Source organism: Kribbella sp. NBC_00359, assembly GCF_036097425.1.
Taxonomy (GTDB): Bacteria; Actinomycetota; Actinomycetes; order Propionibacteriales; family Kribbellaceae; genus Kribbella.
Map to the genome: position 1 here is coordinate 3250181 of NZ_CP107975.1, position 17530 is coordinate 3267710.

At 69.2% G+C, this 17530-nt stretch carries 14 protein-coding genes and 1 pseudogene; 11 read left to right on the forward strand and 4 right to left on the reverse strand.

The window, feature by feature from the left end; genetic code table 11:
• Positions 1-197: 197 nt before the first annotated feature.
• The 8 genes from mobF (at position 198) to OG876_RS15950 (ending at position 10256) form a co-directional block, all read left to right on the forward strand.
• Entirely contained in the window at positions 198-4838 is a 4641-nt protein-coding gene (gene mobF, locus OG876_RS15915; protein WP_328525635.1) for a MobF family relaxase, read from the forward strand.
• 301 nt (positions 4839-5139) lie between these two features.
• Positions 5140-5376: a hypothetical protein gene (locus OG876_RS15920; protein WP_328525636.1), complete on the forward strand. Its 237-nt coding sequence runs from the start codon at positions 5140-5142 to the stop codon at positions 5374-5376.
• A gap of 85 nt (positions 5377-5461) precedes the next feature.
• Positions 5462-7003: a DNA cytosine methyltransferase gene (locus tag OG876_RS15925; RefSeq protein ID WP_328525637.1), complete on the forward strand. Its 1542-nt coding sequence runs from the start codon at positions 5462-5464 to the stop codon at positions 7001-7003.
• A gap of 89 nt (positions 7004-7092) precedes the next feature.
• Complete coding sequence (locus OG876_RS15930) at positions 7093-7341, forward strand: hypothetical protein (protein ID WP_328525638.1); 249 nt, start codon at positions 7093-7095, stop codon at positions 7339-7341.
• Positions 7342-7366: 25 nt separating this feature from the next.
• Positions 7367-8209, forward strand: coding sequence for a hypothetical protein (locus tag OG876_RS15935; protein ID WP_328525639.1), 843 nt, complete (start codon positions 7367-7369; stop codon positions 8207-8209).
• 28 nt (positions 8210-8237) lie between these two features.
• Positions 8238-8462: a hypothetical protein gene (locus OG876_RS15940; protein WP_328525640.1), complete on the forward strand. Its 225-nt coding sequence runs from the start codon at positions 8238-8240 to the stop codon at positions 8460-8462.
• The gene (locus tag OG876_RS15945; RefSeq protein ID WP_328525641.1) at positions 8459-9373 is read left to right on the forward strand and encodes a bifunctional DNA primase/polymerase; all 915 of its coding nucleotides are present in this window, start codon (positions 8459-8461) and stop codon (positions 9371-9373) included. Before OG876_RS15940 ends, OG876_RS15945 begins: the two co-directional genes overlap by 4 nt.
• 145 nt (positions 9374-9518) lie before the next feature.
• Complete coding sequence (locus OG876_RS15950; protein WP_328525642.1) at positions 9519-10256, forward strand: DUF5131 family protein; 738 nt, start codon at positions 9519-9521, stop codon at positions 10254-10256.
• Between the two features lies 1 nt (position 10257).
• On the opposite strand, the gene OG876_RS15955 is transcribed toward OG876_RS15950, so the two are convergent.
• Both OG876_RS15955 and OG876_RS15960 read right to left on the reverse strand, forming a co-directional pair.
• Positions 10258-11385 (reverse strand): three-Cys-motif partner protein TcmP, encoded by a 1128-nt coding sequence (locus tag OG876_RS15955; RefSeq protein WP_328525643.1) that lies wholly within the window; start codon positions 11383-11385, stop codon positions 10258-10260.
• 336 nt (positions 11386-11721) lie between these two features.
• Complete coding sequence (locus tag OG876_RS15960) at positions 11722-12153, reverse strand: hypothetical protein (protein WP_328525644.1); 432 nt, start codon at positions 12151-12153, stop codon at positions 11722-11724.
• Positions 12154-12436: 283 nt separating this feature from the next.
• Between OG876_RS15960 and OG876_RS15965 the strand changes: the two genes are divergently transcribed.
• Genes OG876_RS15965 through OG876_RS15975 form a run of 3 tightly spaced genes read left to right on the forward strand, consistent with a single transcriptional unit; the run spans position 12437 to position 15100 of the window.
• Positions 12437-13492, forward strand: a complete 1056-nt coding sequence (locus OG876_RS15965; RefSeq protein WP_328525645.1) for an ATP-dependent DNA ligase — start codon at positions 12437-12439, stop codon at positions 13490-13492.
• Between the two features lie 21 nt (positions 13493-13513).
• Positions 13514-14434: a hypothetical protein gene (locus tag OG876_RS15970; RefSeq protein WP_328525646.1), complete on the forward strand. Its 921-nt coding sequence runs from the start codon at positions 13514-13516 to the stop codon at positions 14432-14434.
• A 30-nt stretch (positions 14435-14464) separates the two neighbouring features.
• Complete coding sequence (locus OG876_RS15975; RefSeq protein WP_328525647.1) at positions 14465-15100, forward strand: hypothetical protein; 636 nt, start codon at positions 14465-14467, stop codon at positions 15098-15100.
• A 227-nt stretch (positions 15101-15327) separates the two neighbouring features.
• Here the strand turns inward: OG876_RS15975 and OG876_RS15980 are convergent, their stop codons facing one another.
• On the reverse strand, positions 15328-15666 hold the full coding sequence (locus OG876_RS15980) for a hypothetical protein (protein ID WP_328525648.1): 339 nt from the start codon (positions 15664-15666) through the stop codon (positions 15328-15330).
• Positions 15667-16125: 459 nt separating this feature from the next.
• A pseudogene (locus OG876_RS15985) lies at positions 16126-17064 on the reverse strand (integrase core domain-containing protein); the annotation flags it as partial.
• Positions 17065-17530: the final 466 nt, after the last annotated feature.

Here is a 17530-nt window from a genome sequence, read left to right on the forward strand (position 1 = left end):
GCAGCCGCAGCGACGATGACCGCACCGACGTTCCAGCAGCAGCCAGCAGGCAGCAGCAAGACCAAAGAACTCAGATCACACCTATGCATCACGATCAAGTGGAGCCGTCACTCCGCTTCGCGTCGTCGGCAGTGTCCGGGCTTCGCCCTGCCCAATAGCGCCGGGTACGGCCCGGCTCGAGTCGCCGGAGGTGCGTTGTGCTGAGCGTGCGCAGCGGCCACCGCGCCGACTACCTGACCGGCGCTGTCGCGTCAGGCCGGGAGAACTACTACACCGGCGCGGTGGCGGCCGGCGAGCCGCCCGGGCGCTGGTTCGGCAGGGGCGCCGAGGCGCTCGGCCTGGCCGGGGAGGTCGACGCGCAGGACATGACCGCGCTGTACGAGCGGTTCATCGACCCGCGCGACGACGCGTTCCGTGACCCGGCACGGTGGGACGAGGCCGAGACGCTCGGCCACGCCGGCCGCAACTACAAGTCCGAGGAGCAGGTGTACGCCGACGCACTGGCCAAGGAGCCCGGTGCAGACGCGGAGCGCCGTGCCGAGCTGCGTGCACTGGCGGGCAAGGCGGTGCGTAAGAACGTCGCGTTCCATGACGCGACGTTCTCGGTGCAGAAGTCCGTCACCGTGCTGCACACCGCGTTCGAGGCTCAGGAGGTGCAGGCCCGCGCCGAAGCGGAGCGGGCGCGGGGTGCACTGGAGCAAGCTCAGCGCACCGGTGACACCGCCGAGGTGCATCGGTGCACGCAGGCGGTGCACCGCGCGGAGACCGAGGCCGCGTCGTGGGGGCAGTACCGCCAAGCTGTCGAGGATTCGATCTGGGCGGGCAACCGGGCAGCCCTGTCCTATCTCCAGGACAAGGCTGGGTACACCCGCGTCGGTCACTTCGGGGGCGCCGCGGGCCGGTGGGACGACGCGCACGACTGGACGATCGCGTCGTTCTTCCAGCACGACAGCCGCGACCACGACCCGCAACTGCACATCCACAACGCGATCCTGAACCGCGTGCAGGGCAGCGACGGGAAGTGGCGCACCCTCGACGGCGAGGCCCTGCACCGCTACCAGCCCGCCGCCGGCGCGGTCGGCGAGCGGGTGATGGAGTACCACCTGGCGAAGGCACTCGGGGTCCGGTTCGAGATGCGGCCGGACGGCAAGGCACGTGAGGTCGCTGGGATCGACCAGGCCGTGATGGACCTGTTCTCGTCTCGCCGCAAGGCGATCACGAAGAAGACCGCCGTACTGGTGCGTGAGTTCGAGGCCCAGTTCGGCCGCGAACCGAACAACCTGGAGCTGGCCAGGTTGCAGCAGACCGCCACGCTGGCGACCCGCAAGGCCAAGTCCCACGACGGCGAGACCGTCGAGCAGCGACTGGCGCGATGGGATCAGCAGTTGCGCGCCGAGGTCCGCGGGGGACTCGGCAAGGTGGCACAGAACGTCCTCGCCACCACCGGCACGCCGCCGGTGTCGCACACCTTCAACGAAGCCAAGGTGCTCGACATGGCGCTGGCCGAGGTCCAGCGCAAACAGGCCGAATGGGAGGCCCCCGACCTGACCCGCGAGATCAGCAATGCGCTCCCGGACGATCTGGGGGATCGGACCCCGGAGCAGATCGTGGAGCTGCTCGACAAGCTCACCGAGAAAGCTCTCCGTCAGGCGGTGGTGCTGGCCGCCGAGCGGCCCGGCGAGGCGATGTTGCCCGCCGAGCTGCGCCTGGCCGACGGGACGTCGGCGTACCGGGCGCCCGGCGGCACCCGCTACGCCACCGGCGACCACCTGAAAGCCGAGCGGCAGCTCGCCCGCGCCGGCTACGCCCGTGGCGCCGCGCTCGTGCAACCGCACCTGGCCGAGGAGTTCTGCCGCCAAATCGCCACAGCCGGACTCGAGCTAGGCGCCGATCAGGCGGCCGCTGTGCGCGGCATCCTCACCTCCGGCGCGAAGGTGGAGACGCTCATCGGACCGGCCGGCACCGGCAAATCGCGCGTCGTCGGCGCCTTGGCCAAGGCATGGGAGGACCCCGAGCTGTGGTTCGGCACGCAGCACCGCATGATCGGGTTGGCGGCGTCGCAGGTCGCGACCGAGGTGCTGGCCGCCGACGGTGTCACCGCCCGCAACATCACCCGGTGGCTGATGACGCATCAGCACATCGCCGACGGCTCGGCCAGCCGCGAGGAACTCGCCTGGCAGCTGCGAGACGGCGACCTGGTCGTCGTGGACGAGTCCGCGATGGCCGCCACGAGCGATCTGGCCGTCATCAACCGGCTGTGCGATGAGGCCGGGGCCAAGCTGCTGCTGGTCGGCGACCACCGCCAGCTCGCCGCGGTCGGCGCGGCGGGCGGGATGGAACTGGTTGCCTCCGGCGCCCTGACCCACGAGCTGACCGAGACCCGCAGGTTCCGCGCCGGCTGGGAAGGTCCGGCGTCGCTGCGGCTGCGCGCCGGTGACCAGACCGTCCTGGCCGAGTACCACAAGCAGGGCCGCATCCTCGACGGCGGAACCATCGAGCGTGCCCAGCGCACCGCCGCCGACGCCTGGCTGGCCGACCACCTCACCGGCCTGCACTCGCTGCTGATCGTAGACACCAACGACCAGGCCACCCAGGTCAGCGCCCAACTGCGCTCCAGACTCGTGGAATACGGCCGCGTCGATGACACCAGCACTGTGTTCCTCGCGGCGCAGGGCAGCCACGCCGGCGCCGGTGACCTGATCCAGGCCCGGCACAACGACTGGCGGCTCGCCAAGTACAAGGGCAACCGGCGGGCCGTGTTCAACCGCGACGAGTTCGAGGTGATCGGCACCCGCCCGGACGGCGGTCTGATTGTCGCGCCGCTGGAGCGCGGCACCCGGCGCCGCGTCCCCGGCGAAACGGTGGAACTGCCCGCGAGCTACGTGCGCGAGCACGTCGCCCTCGGGTACGCCGCGACCGTCCACTCATCGCAAGGCCTCACCGTGGACACCGTCCACTCGGTCACCACCCAGAACACCTCGCTCTACGCGCTCTACGTAGCCATGACCCGGGGCCGGACTGCCAACACCACGCACGTCGTCACCCAAGCCATCGCGGCCTCGGCCGAGATCGGCGAGACCAAATCGGCGGCGAAGCGGTCACCGCTGGCCGTGCTCGGCACCGCGTTCGACCTCGACCAGCCACAGATCTCGGCCTTGCAGGCCCAGGCCGAAGCCGCCGCCGAAGCAGGCCACCTCCGCACCCCGGCCGAACTGCTCACCGACGGCATCGCGGTCGCCACCGCCGGGCGCTGCGCGCAGTGGCTCGATGAGCTGACCAAGCAAGGTCTGCTGACCGAGCCGCAGCGGACGAAACTCGCCGTCGAGGACGGCGCCGGCACCCTGGCCACCCTGCTGCGGCGCGCCGAGCTGGCCGGGCACGACCCGCACCAGGTGCTCACCGACGCGGTAACGGCGCGGACGCTGACCGACGCCCGCCGCCTGTCCTACGTCCTGCACGACCGCATCACCAAGACCACCCGGCTCGACCCGGCCGGCGACACCCACACCGAGTGGGTGCCCCGCCTCGAGGACCCGGCCTGGTCGAGCTACCTGCACCAGCTCGCCGCCGAGGCCGACCGTCGCGCCACGACCATGGCCGAGCAACTGGCCGCCGACCCGCCCCCGTGGGCGGTCAAGGCGTTCGGCGCACCGCCCGCGGAAGGAGAGACCCGCACCGAATGGATCGAGCGGGCTGCCGTGGTCGTCGCCCACCGCGAACTCGCCGGAGTGACCGACGATGCCGCCGCGCTCGGCCCGCCGCCGAAGCCGGGCCAGGTCGAGGCGTACGCCTCATGGCGCGCGGCGTGGCGGGCCCTTGGCCGCCCCGACACCGACCGCGCGGAGGCCGAGATGTCCAACGGCCAGTTGCGTGTCCGGGTCCGCGCCTACGAGCGCGAACAGGCTTGGGCGCCGCCGTCGGTGGCCGAAGAACTCGCCGGCACCCGGCAACAGTCCGAGGATCAGCGGCGCACGGCGACACTGCGTGCCACCGAGGCCGACGCCTGCAGCGACGCGCAGACCGCGGCCCGGTTGCGCGCCGAAGCCGGCGAGGCCAAGGCTCTCGCGCAGGCTCTCGATGCCCGGGCGGCCGAGCTGGCGATCGTCGACCAGGCCCGCGCCGAGTGGTACGCCCACACCGCCGCCACCCGTGAAGCAGCGTTACGCGCGACCGACGAACTCAAGGACCGCGGCATCGACAACAGCGACGAAGGCACCACCACCGACGAATGGCTCGCCGCGCACCGCGCCAGCGATCGAGCCGACGACCAGCACCGCACCGTCACGGACGAGCACGAGCTGGCCGACATCGCGCAGCAGCGCGACACCGACACGATCGACGCCGTGCCCGGTGCCGAGCTCGTGGAGGCCCAACTGGTCAACGACCAGCTGCCCAGTAAGGCCGCAGGACCCGACGTAGCTGCCGACGAGATCTCTGGCGCGGAGATCGTTGCCGACGACAACACGAGCTCCGACGACGCGGGCTCGGTGGCCGCCGAGAACCGGACCGCGCAAGAAGGCCAGGCTCCGGTCGATATTCGCGAGGTCGCGGCCGGCGAGGAGCGGGTCGCGGAGTCCGATGCCCCGCGGGTGCCGTCCGCAGACGAGTCGGCCGAGGCGGTCCGCCGGGCGCAGCGGGCACTGATCGAGATCCAGCACCGCCGCGAAGCCGAGGAACGGTTCGCCGCCGCCGAAGCCGAAGAACGGGACGAGGAACTCGCCCGGTGGCACGCCGACGACAGCAGCGCCGAGCGTCGCGGCGCGGCAGCGAAGGCATCCGAGGCCGCGACCGAGGACAGCGGTCCGGTGATGGAGCTGGGCAGCTACGACGACCAGTAGCCGCGAGGCTCTCCCGCCCCTGGCGGGCGGGAGAGCACCCCGGCCTGCGGCCGGGCGAAAAGCCTGCTGTGGCTGGGGTTGGTGGGCGGCTAGCGGACCAGGTCCCCTCCAGCCAAGTTGGTTCCGGCAGTTCTCACCTGGAGGACAAACCGCGTCCACCAGGTGACAACGGCCGCAACCAACTTGGCCGGAGCCTCTGACCCGGCCCGCTAGGCGGCAGTAGCCGGCAGGCCCCAAAGGACGGGGCTGCCGCCAACACAAGCCCACCAGCGGGCAACGGACCAGTCGCAAGGAGACCACCGTGAACCACCCGACCAACACCACCACCCCTCACCGGTACTTCGTGGATGCCGTCGCCGAGCACAACGACAACGCGTGGCCGAAGCACCGTGACGTGACTCCGGCTCCGCAGCCGATCCGGAACGGCCAGGTCGTGAGCGTCTGTTCGTGCGGCCGCCGGTTCGTCGGCATCGACCCCGACCACGCCGACTGGCAGCTGATCGACCACATCGACAACAACGCCGAGACCGTCAACTAACCCACCGGCACGGGGAGCGTCGTGGTGACGGGACCACGCACCCACGGCGCTCCCCGCACCACCCCTCTCGGAAGGAGCTGAACCGATGACGACAGTGACTGATCTGTTCTGCGGTGCCGGTGGCTCGAGCACCGGAGCTGTGCAGGTGCCCGGCGTGACCGTGCGGATGGCCGCGAACCACTGGAAGCTGGCCGTGGAGACCCACAATTCGAACCACCCGACCACGGACCACGACTGCGCGGACCTGTCCCAGGTCGAGCCGGGCCGCTACCCGCGCACCGACGTGTTGTGGGCGTCGCCGGAGTGCACCAACCATTCCCAGGCCAAGGGCCGCAAACGCAACGTGGACGCGATGCCGGACCTGTTCGGCGACACCCTGCCCGACGAGGCGGCCGAGCGGTCGCGGGCGACGATGTGGGACGTGGTCCGGTTCGCCGAGCACCACCGCTACCCGGCGATCGTGGTCGAGAACGTGGTCGACGCCGCACTCTGGGTGCTCTGGCCCGCGTGGCGCTCCGGGCTCGACGCATTGGGCTACTGCACCCACGTCGTCTACCTCAACAGCATGCACGCCCAGGCCGGCGGGCTGCCTGCCCCGCAAAGCCGCGACAGGTTGTATGTGGTCGCGCACCTGCGCACAACGACCTGCCCGGACCTGAACCGGTGGACCCGGCCCCTGGCGTACTGCCCGGGTTGTGACGCGATGGTGCGGGCGATGCAGGCGTGGAAGAAACCCGAGCGGACCTGGGGCCGGTACCGGGCCCAGTACGTGTGGCGCTGCCCGAACGTTGCCTGCCGCAACCAGACCGTGGAGCCCGGCTGGCTCCCGGCCGCGGCGGCGATCGACTGGTCACTGGTGGGGGAGCGGATCGGGGACCGGACCCGGCCGCTGGCCGACAAGACCATGCAGCGGATCCGCGCCGGGCTGGCCCGCTACGTCCGGCCGGAGCTGCTGGTGCCGGTCGAGGGCCGTGACGGCAAGACGGCCGCCTCGGCCTGGGACGCGATGCGGACCATGACGACCCGCAACGAGACCGGTCTGTTGGTTCCGGCCGGTGGGACCTGGAACGAGACCGCGACGCCGCTGAGTGCAGTGATGCGGACCCGGACCACTCGTGAGTCGGAGGCGCTGGTGGTGCCGCTGCGCAACAACAACACCACCAAGCGGGTCTCGGAGCCGTTCGACACGTTCGCGGCCAACGGGAACCACCACGCGCTGCTGATGCCCTACTACGGCAACGCCACCACCCGGACCACGACCGAGCCGCACGGGACGTTCACCACACGGGATCGGTATGCGCTGATCATGCGGAACAACGGCTCCCGTTACACGGGTGCGGAGATGTGCACCCCGGCGAGCGAGACGCTGCGCACCCTCACCACCGCCGGGCACCAGTCGCTGCTGGAGCCGCAGACGGTCGCGGTCGAGGACTGCCTGTTCCGGATGCTGGAGCCGCACGAGGTCGCCGCCGGGATGGCCTTCACCCCCGGATACGTGGTGCTGGGCAACAAACGCGAGAAGGTCCGCCAGCTCGGCAACGCCGTCACCCCACCCGCCGCCCGCGACCTGATCGCCGCCGTCGCCGAATCCCTCGGCCACGACCTCAGCGACCTGAACGCCGCCTAACCAAGAGCTGGTGGGGGTGGCCTCGCCCGCCGCCCCCACCAGCAACAGCAAACCCGACACCGCAAACCGCCGCGAGGGGAACCCACACCATGACCGACCCGAACACCGACCTGACGCTCTCACTGCTGACCCGCACCGACGAGGTCGACTACCAGGAGCCCGAGGCCCAAGTGGTCATCGCCGCCGACGAGGCCCGGGCCCACCGACTGGCGATGGGCGATCTGTCCAAGGACCAGCAGTTGTCCTGGCTCGACCCGCAGCGGTCCACCTGCGTCGCCGTCGCGTCTATCGCCCCCGGCGAGCCGGGGCACGTGCTGACCGCCCACGCCCCCTCCTGACCCACGAACCCGAGGGAGACATTCCATGAACACCCCAACCGACGACACCCCCACCGCCGAGGGACCGGACGACTTCCAGGTGGCCGTGACCGCGGTCACCCGCGCGATCAGGGCGATGAACGCGAACCGGCGCGGTGGTGACGGCGCCGAGTTCGTCACGCACCTGCTCGCCACGGTCGCCGCGAACCTCGGCACCAGTGCCGCCGTCACCGCCGCTCGGCCTGGGTCGTGGGAAGCCGCCGGCGTGGGCGACCTGCTGCGCAGCACCGTCGGATCAGACGACGAATACCTGCTGACCTATCGCATCGAGCCGATCGAGATCGTGGTCAACAGCACCTTCGAGCTGGACGACCTCGGCCTGTACGAGACCTACGAGGCCAGCACCGGCCACATCGGGCGCACGCTGTTCGGTGACCGCTGGAGCCAATCCCGCGACCGCCTGACCGTAGACGAACTGGGACAGATCGAAGACATCGAGCAACTGCTCGTCGACCTGGAGAAGACCGACCGCGCCGAGTACCAGCGACGGTTCACCGCGACCGTCCAGGCCCGCCTCGAGCAGCTGCGCAGCGACGACCCACACCGCTACCCCGAGCAGCTGACCGTCACGGTCCGGTTCAACGACAACGACAACGACACCGCCAGCTACAGCGACCGCACCGACGAGCTGACCGACGGGTGGGGCGAGGACCTGGCCAGCCGGCTCTACCAGCACGCCCGCGAGACCACGCCACTGCCCGGCAGCGACACCGCACCGGACTGGGCAGCCGGCCAAACCCACGTCGACACGCTCCTGGCCGCCGGGCACTGGCCGCACCTGCGCATCCCCACCCTGACCCACTACGCCACCCCGGCCCCCGAGCACTGACCAGCTGCGAGAACAGGAGAACCACGTGATGACGATCAAGGTCCGGCTGTCCGGAGAACCCGATCAGATCGACGCCATGATCACCCACCTCAGCGAAGCCTTCGAGGTCGCCGGCGGCGACCGCGCCTACCCGAACCGGGGATCGTTCGGCGTCCGCGTCTACCTCGAAATCCGGCCCCGCACCGACCAGCCCACCGTGCGACGCGTACGCAGCGAACGGGTGCACCCGCACCGTCAGGAGATCGAACCGTGAACACCACAAGAGATCGCAGGACAAACACGGGGCGGGCCGGGGCTCGAGGAGCAGGACCCGACCGGCTCGCCCGGTCGGCGCACTGGCACGCCGCCCGCGGCCTGGCCGTGTTCCCCCTCCGACCCGGATCGAAGACGCCAGCGGTCGAGGACTGGCCGCACCAGGCAACCACAGACGCCGATCAGATCACCCGCTGGTGGCGTGAAGCCCCGTACAACATCGGCGTCGCCACCGGCCCGTCCGGGCTGCTGGTGATCGACCTGGACCAGCCCAAGCCCGGCGAAACCGTGCCCGAGCCCTGGCACTCCCGCGGTGCCACGTGCGGGCGCGACGTGCTCGACCAGCTCGCCGACGACGCCGGCCAGGCCATGCCCCGGACCTGGACCATCGCCACGCCCTCGGGCGGACGTCACCTGTACTACCGCCAACCCGACGGGACCGAGCTTGGGAACAGCGCCGGGCGGCTTGGCTGGAAGATCGACACCCGCGGTCGCGGGGGCTACGTCGTCGGCGCCGGATCGGTCCTGCGGGGACAGCGATACCGCGCGGACGTGATCCGCCGTCCAGCCACGCTTCCTGACTGGGTCACCGCTCTGACCGCGACCGACGCAACCATCCCCACACGCCCGGCAAGCAACCTCCGCAGGTTCGGCGCCGCGTACGGGCTGAAAGCGCTCACCGATGAGCTCGAACAGCTGCTGGCCTCCACACCCGGTCACCGCAACCATGATCTGAACGGATCTGCCTACGCGCTTGGCCGCGTCGCGGCCGTCGGCGCCCTCGACGCTCAGACCGTACGTGACGAGCTCCTGTCCGCCGCGCTGCGGATCGGGCTCGGCCGCCAAGAAGCACAGCGCACCATCGAGTCCGGCCTGAGCGCCGGGCTTCGACGCCCGCGAGGCACGAAGTAGAGGAGTTACTCGGACCAGAACGTATCCTCCGGCCCGCCACCGGACCGCGCAGTTAGCTGCGTGTATGTTCGCCCGAGCTACGGATTGTTGGGGTATAGTCGGCATCAAGTAATCGAACACATGTTCGGTTGGGGGTAAGGAATATATGGCTGCCACCGCAATTGAATGGACAGAGGTCACTTGGAACCCTGTTACAGGATGCGATCGCGTAGCGTCGGGATGTGACAATTGTTACGCGCTCGCGCTCGCGAAGCGGCTGAAAGCGATGGGTGCCGAGAAGTACCAAAACGACGGAGATCCTCGGACCTCTGGTCCAGGCTTTGGCGTCACGATCCACCCCAAGGCGCTCGACCAGCCATACCGATGGCGTGGGTCGAAGCTGGTGTTCGTGAACTCGATGAGCGACCTCTTCCACGCCAGGGTTCCGATCGCCTTCGTCCGGGACGTATTCGACGTAATTCGCGATACGCCTCAGCACACCTATCAGGTGTTGACCAAACGCGCCCGCCGCCTGGCACGCGTCGCCGCTCGGCTCGACTGGCCGGAGAATCTCTGGATGGGGGTGTCGGTCGAGTCCGCTGACGTCTTGGATCGCGTCGACCAACTCAGGACCACGCCGGCCAGCACGCGGTTCCTCTCCTGCGAGCCCCTGCTAACGGCTCTGCCGAACCTTGATCTCACGGGCATCGACTGGGTGATCGCCGGCGGGGAGTCGGGACCGCGAGCGCGACCGATGGAGTCCGCGTGGGTCGAGGAAATTCGGGATGAATGTCTGGCCGCGAACGTGGCCTTCTTCTTCAAGCAATGGGGCGGCCGCACGCCGAAGGCGCACGGCCGCGAGCTTGCGGGCCGCGTCTGGGACGAAATGCCGGTCACCGCCTGAACTACGGCACGACCACCGTCACGCCGACGGCGAACTGCTGCTTCGGACCCTTGGGTCGGATGACCTGGATCAGCTCGTTCTTCTCGAGCTGCTTCAGCGTCGCGGTCAGGTGGGGCTTCCGGTACGGCGTTTCGAGTAGAACCCATTCCTCGATGCTGGGTTTCACCATGACTGGCCCTGTTCCCGCGTACTTCTGCAGGAGTGCGGAACGAAGCGGGGTGAGATCCGCCTCTGGGGTGAAGAGGACGTCCTTGCCCGCCAAACGGTCGGAGAACGAGAAGTCACCGGACGGTGCCGTCTTCCACATGGCGTCCTTCATCTTCTCCACACCCAAGATGTGGCGTGTTCCGTGGATGAGGTAGTACCCCACGTTCCCGGTCGAGTTCTTCATCGCAAACCACCGCACGTACGGGAAGCCGGCAACCTCCACCAGTTGGCGGATGTACACGTCACGGAGGTGCGCTACCCGGCCCGTGCCGTCGAAGTCAGCGAGGACCTGCTCGGCGTCCAGACCGAACAACTCGTTCATGTTCTCAGTCTGGTCAGGGTGCTCGATGAACCGGTTGATGAAGCCCACCATGAAGTTGATGAACACCTCGCAGCTCTTGTGGTTCAACAGCTCGGCGAGCAGTTTCATGGGCAGGCCCGTCCAACCGAACGGGTCGACGAACGCGAACGTCGGAGCCAGGCTCCTCTTCTGTTCGGCAAGCCAGTCACACATCGCTTGAGCTTCCTGCTCGAACGTGCCGTTCACGACTCTCGTCTTCACGTTGTCGGGGAACGGTCGGTCGTTCTCCGCCGCCCACGCTGCCCTGAAGGCGTCGATCGCCTCTTGCAGGCTGGCCGCGTTCTCCTCGTCGTGCTCGATGAAGAGAAACACGAACTCGCGATGCGACATCCTCTGCCAGTGCGAGTGATTCAGCAGTGCCGACAGTGCGATGATCGGGGACCCCTTCGACCCATCGTTGTAGATCCCGCGACCGGCGAAGCCGTCTAGCACCAGAATCCGGCCGTTGGTACTCGCGAGGATCGGAAACCACGCGAGCAAGTACTGCTCGAAGATCTCGTGCTTCGCCTTGGTGTGGTCGGGGTACTCCCACTTCTCCGGATCGGAATCCTTGGTCTTCATCCAACAGCTCCCCAGGCCCTCGTCGTAACGCTGGCAGGTTCCCCCCTGCCGCTGAGTGATCAATCATACGCACGAGCCGCATTCGTACTCGGCCAGCGGGGCCGGTTCCGGCACCCGGACGAGACGACCGTACGTGACGAACTCGTCTCAGCCGCCGCCCGCATCGGTCTACGCCGCAGCGAGGCCGACCGCACCATCACCTCAGGACTCACCGCCCGCGAACGACACCCGCGCCAACGCAACGCCTAGACCTTGCCTCAGGCCGCAGAAGGGGCCTCGGGAAGCCCACCCAAATGGCTCTCCTGAGGCCCCTTCTCGATGCCAACCCTGTTTTGGTCAGCTCGCGTGCGCTTGCTCAACCTGGATCGGCGGCACACCCGAACGTCGCCACGTCCAGGCGAACGTCGCGGCGACTCCCTCGACGTAACCCGGGCGACCAGGCCACTCCCACCGCCCGACCAGCCGCTCAGCGTACAGCGTCTCTTCCTCGATGAGCTCCTCGATGACCCACGCACTTTTCAGGGTCAGCGGCGTCTTGGCCATCTCACCGTTGCGACCGTCGATCGGGCCGTCGTACGGGACCCACGCGTTGGCGATCCACCGGCACGCCGCGAGCACCCCGACCAGGTACCAATCGACCTGGTCTTCAGCGCGCAGCGCATCGCCGCGCTGCTCGGCCTGCCACCACAGATGAGCGAACTCCGTCACCTTCACGCCGCGCAGGTGTTCGCGTCGGATGCGGTCGAAATCCCGGCCCATCAGCTCCATACCACAACACGATCCCACCGGGCGCGGACACTTTTGGCGCAGCCTCGTGTCCACAGACCCCGTTACGGCAGCGTCTGCAGTGCCTCGAGATCCGAACGGCGACATGAGCTGACCAATGGGCGCATGCTGGTGCCGTGGCCAGGGTGTGGCGGTGCGGGAAGTGTGACGGGGCCGACGTCCCGGAGCACCACCGGTTCTGCCTGCACCGCGACACGCCGCGCACGGTGCAGCGGGTCGTGGTCGTGGTGTGGCCGCCGTTCGGCCGAGCGCGCGGAGGTAGCAGGTGACGCCGGCGCGGCCGCGTAGCGAGCCGGCCGGGGTGCGGATCCCGGCCGAGCTGGCCGGACCGGTGGAGGTCGCGCTGGCCCGATCCGTCGACCAGATCCCGGCCCCGAACGCCCTGCCGGGCGGGGCACGCTACGAGGTGAAGTGGGATGGCTACCGGGTCGCGATCGTCCGGTCCGGCGATGGCGCTCGATTGTGGACCCGCAACCGCCATGACATCAGCGACCGGTTCCCCGATGTCGTCATCGCCGCCGTACGCCAGTTGCCGGACGGCGTTGTTCTCGACGGCGAACTGGTCATCCTCGGCGCGGACGGCCGGTTGAGTTTCGACGCGCTTCAGCAGCGACTCGTCACCAGCCCCGCCAAGGCGCGCGGCAACGCCGCCGTTCTGCCCGCCTCGTTTGCCGCGTTCGACCTGCTCGCCGCCGGTGGGATTGATCTGCGTACCCAGCGCTGGACGGTACGCCGGCAGCGCCTAGAGCAGCTGGCGCAGGGGTGGGTCCCGCCGCTGCAACTGACTCCCGTTACGGCCGATCTCGAGGAAGCCACCGAGTGGTTCGAGGTGCTTCCCGCCGCGATGGGTGTGGAGGGACTGGTCGTGAAAGGTGCAGCCACCCGCTACACCCCGGGCCGCCGTGACGCCTGGGTCAAGGTCAAGCACCGCGAGACCCGCGAGGTCGTCGTCGGTGGGGTGCTGGGCTCGATCACTCACCCCGAGGTCGTCATCGCCGGCCTCTACAACGGCGAGGCCGAGCTGGTGGTGGTCGGGCGCACCGTCCCGCTCAAGCCCGAGCAGTCGGCGCAGCTTGCCGCCGTACTCGCCCCCGCGCGGGGCGGACACCCCTGGCCGGACGAGATCACGTCGTACCGGTGGGGTGGCCCCGACTCGAAGAAGCCATTGACCAAGGTCGAACCAACGGTCGTGGCCGAGGTCACCGCCGATGCGGCAACCCAGGCCGGACAAGCGCGTCACGGGATGCGCTACGTGCGGCTGCGCCCGGATCTGCGCCCCGACGACCTGCCCACCGTTGCAGGCGGGGTTGGCGGTGGCTGATCGGGCGTGGATCGTGGAAGCGTGGAGATAGACGCGGCGGTCGTCGAGCTGTACGGGCTGGCGCCCGAGCAGTTCGTGGCTGCCCGCAACCAGCTGTCGAAGGCGGTACGGGACCGCGGTGACGAGCCGGCCGCGGCGGCGATCGGTGCCCTGCGCAGGCCCACGATCGCCGCGTGGCTTGCCAACCAGTTGGTCCGTGCCGACCCGGACGGTATTCATGCCTTGACCGAGCTGGGGGAGCGGCTGCGCGAGACCTACCTGACGGCCGACAGCACCAGGCGGCGTGAACTCACCCGGCAGCGCCACGACCTGGTCCGCCATCTCGTCCACGCCGCGAGCCAGCGAGCCGCCGGCGGCAGGCGGGTCACCGCCCAGACCGCGGAGCGGCTGACCGAAACCCTCGACGCCGCTCTGGTCGATCCCGGCGCCGCCCAGTTGTTGCGGACCGGGCAGCTGACCAGCGCGCTCCGCCATGTCGGGTTCGGCGTCGTCGACGAGAACGGCGACCCGGCCCAGCTCGCCCCGATCCGGCCCCGCGTCGTCCGCCGCTCCCAGCCGGCACCCAAGGCCCCGGCGCCGAAGCCTGCGAAGCAGCCCGCCGCACCAGCCGCCGGACGGGCCAAGGTCGACCGGACCCTCGCGCACCGCCGCGCCGCGCAGCAAAAGCGCCTCGGCGCGGCCGAATCCGACTACGCCGCCGCCGAGACCGACCGCAACCAGGCCGAGCAGCTCCTCGACGCCCACCAGCACCGGCTCGCCGACCTGCAAGCCGACCTCGACCGGCTCAACGACCAACTCGAGAAGACCCGCCAAGCCCTCCGCGCCGCCCGCAAACAACTCCCGCGACTGCAACGCGCGTTCCACCTAGCCGCACGCAACGCCGCCGCCATCCGGACACGCCGAGACACAGAGCAACGACGCCTGAACGCGCTGGAGCACTAGCCAGCACCTTGTTCGTGTGAGGCTTGGTGCATGGCGGCCGATCAGCACGAGCACCCGGGCGAGCTGCCGGTCGATCCACTGCTCGGGCAGCCCCGGCTGGTCGACGACCCCCGGATCTCTATCGCGCAAGCAGCCGTGGTCCTGGGCAAGAAGCCCGCGCAGGTCCACCGGTACGTCGCGCTCGGCCGGCTACCCCGGCACGGCCCTGCACACAACGGCCGACCGCTGCTGCTGTCGGAGGTCGAAGCGCTGCGCGACAGGGGCGAACCGATCCCGCTGAAGCACGCCGCCCACAGGCTGGGCCGATCGCTCAGGGCCACTCTCGAGCTCGTGGCCGACGGCCACCTGCCGCTCGTCCCCGGCACGAAGTCGATGGTCTACCCGGCCGACCTCGCGGCCATCATCGCCGCGAAAACCCAGCCGCCGATCCGGCGCCCCGCCGGCCCGCCCGGATACCTCAACACCAAACAATCCGCAGAACGCCTGGGACTCACCGCCGTCTACGTGACCCAGTTGGCCGCGGCGGAGAAACTGCCGGCCGTCTTCCAGGACCGACAGTGGTGGTTCGACCCCGACCGGATCGAGATGATCCGCCGCGTGCGACGGGCGCGGCGCGACCGCGTAGTCGGTCGGCCGCTCGGGCGCCGCGGCGGCACAGGGCGGTGAAGGGCTCAGGTCAGTCGATCGAGTTCGGGTGACAGTTCTTTCCCTCCCGCCACACCCAGATGAGACCGGCCGCTCGTGCGACAGTGGCCAGCCCGCCGGATCGCCGACCCTGCGATGCATCCGCTGCGCGGCGCGGATGCATTCGAGGAAGTCCTGCTCGTAGTACTGCCACTTGTCGCAGGGACCGCCCTGCAACTGGTTGACCGGTCCCCGGTCGGCGGCGGCCATCAGAACTGCTCGGCACGGCGAAGCTCGGCCTGCGGAATCCAGGAGACCTTGCCATCTTTTCCCTTGACCCGTCCCAGCCAGGTTCCTTGCTCGAAGATCCAGGCGTCCAGGAACCCGGCCGGCTGCCAGGCCTTCTCCACCGGCACGGGCGGGTCGACGCGCCGGACATGATCCGGTGACCTCGGCCCGTACACGTCGTACTGCAACTCCAGGTCCGCTGCGAGCCGGTGCGCGGCCTGTTCGGACAGGCCCGCTCCCCGGTTGCCGTTCGCCGCGTTGTCCCACACCGACCAGTCCTCGTCGCCCGAGCCCTCGCGCACATTGAACCGTCCGACCATGCCGCCAGGATGCCACACATTCGAAAGTATGTTCTAGTGACCTGAATAACAGTCGCTGACCGTCATGTGATGTCTCAGGACATCGGTGACAGTTCTGCATCAGGACATCGGTGACATTCGATGTGTCAGGACATCGGTGACGATTCAGGGGTCTTGGCGTGGGCCGCGGGGGCGGCCGTTGCCGACGTAAGTCACTCCGGGCGCGGGCCTGGTGTGCTCGATGAGGATCTCGCCTTCCAGGTCGGCGACGGTGATCTTGTCGCCGGCGGTGATGACGAGGACCTGCTGGAAGCCTCGTCGCCCGTCGACCATGTACTGGACCTTGTTCAGCATGAAGACACCGTTGCAGGTCAGCTTCTTGACGACGGTGCCGTCGGGCGGGTCTGTGGGCACTGGTGCCGAGGCAGGTCGGGGCCGGCTGGCGGGACGGCGGATCAGGTCACGAGTGGGGCGAGGTGCCTCGGCCTTCGTGGTGGCCTCCCAGGCGGTCAGGGGTGTGACGCGGCCGGGCAGGCCTTGGTGGGGGCGCTGGGTGTTGTAGATGTGGTCGAAGGCGTCGACCTGGGCCTGCAGGTCAGCCAGCGTGTCGGCGATCGGCTGCTTGTCCAGGTAGCGGAAGAGCGTCTGGTGGAAGCGTTCGTTCTTGCCCTGGGTGGTCGGCTTGTACGGCTTGCCGGTGATCGGCTCCACGCCCAACGCCATCAGGTGCACGACGAACTGACCCAGGAGTCCGCGGCGCGACGGGTTGAGCGCGAGCCCGTTGTCGGACAGCAGCCGCTGGGGCACACCGTGGGCGGCCACGGCCTTGTCGAAGACGGCGACCGCCGCATCTGATGTCTCGCCCCACGCGACGTGCGAGGCCACCGCATAGCGGGAGTGGTCGTCGATGAGCTGGAAGATCACACACTTACGCCCGCCACTGAGCACGTACTCGGTGCCGTCGAGCTGCCAGCAGGCGTTCGGCGCTGGATAGACGAACCGGCGCCACGCCGAGCGTGGCTTCTTCCTCGGCTCGAACCGAGCCACACCTGCCTGACGGAAGATCCGGGCCAGTGACGCGACTGAGGGCACCACCTCCAGCCCCATCGCGCGCATCTTGTCGTGCACGCTGATCGGCCCGTGGTCCAGCCCGGAGGCCTCCAACGCAGCCCGCACCCGTACCGCTTGCTCTTTGACCTCCTCGGTCAACTTCGCCGGGCTCAACCTCGGGCGCCTGGACCTGGGCTCGAGCACGGCCGCCGGGCCGTCGGCCTTGGCGCGCTTGCGCAGCTCGTAGAAGGACTTGCGCGAGATGCCGTGCTCGGCGCAGAAGGTCGAGACCGCGCCGCGCGGAGCATCCTCGGGCCACTGCGAGATCGCGAGGCGAACACGGGGATCGATGGGTTCATTGGCTGACACCGCCCGAGCCTCGCGGCCGAAGTGTCACCACCAAGCCCACCAGAAGAGTCACCGATGTCCTGATCTAAAACCGTCACCGAAGTCCTGCGACATGACAAGTCGCTGACCGTCAAGACAGCTAAACGCACGGCTGAATCGGCGGCCCGGTGGCCAAAGCCGCGCTGAGAACCGAACGTGCACTCACACGCCGCGTCACAGATCCGCCACGAGATCCGCGCGACAGGTGCGCCAACTGATGTGCGACTGGCTAGAAGCCGTGCGACCACGCGGGGCGCCGGAAAACGCACGGATCTGCCGAGATCAGTCCGTTGGCGTGAACGTCCAGCAGGCGCTCACCATCGAGGTTGAACCTGTCATCCTCGCGGGGTGATGCGATCCGCCCCGTCCATGGCGAGGCTCGTTGGGGATACCGGTTGCGGCGGTCGGCGGGCGCGGAGGTTCCGATGCCTGGTCGGCGGTGCGGGCA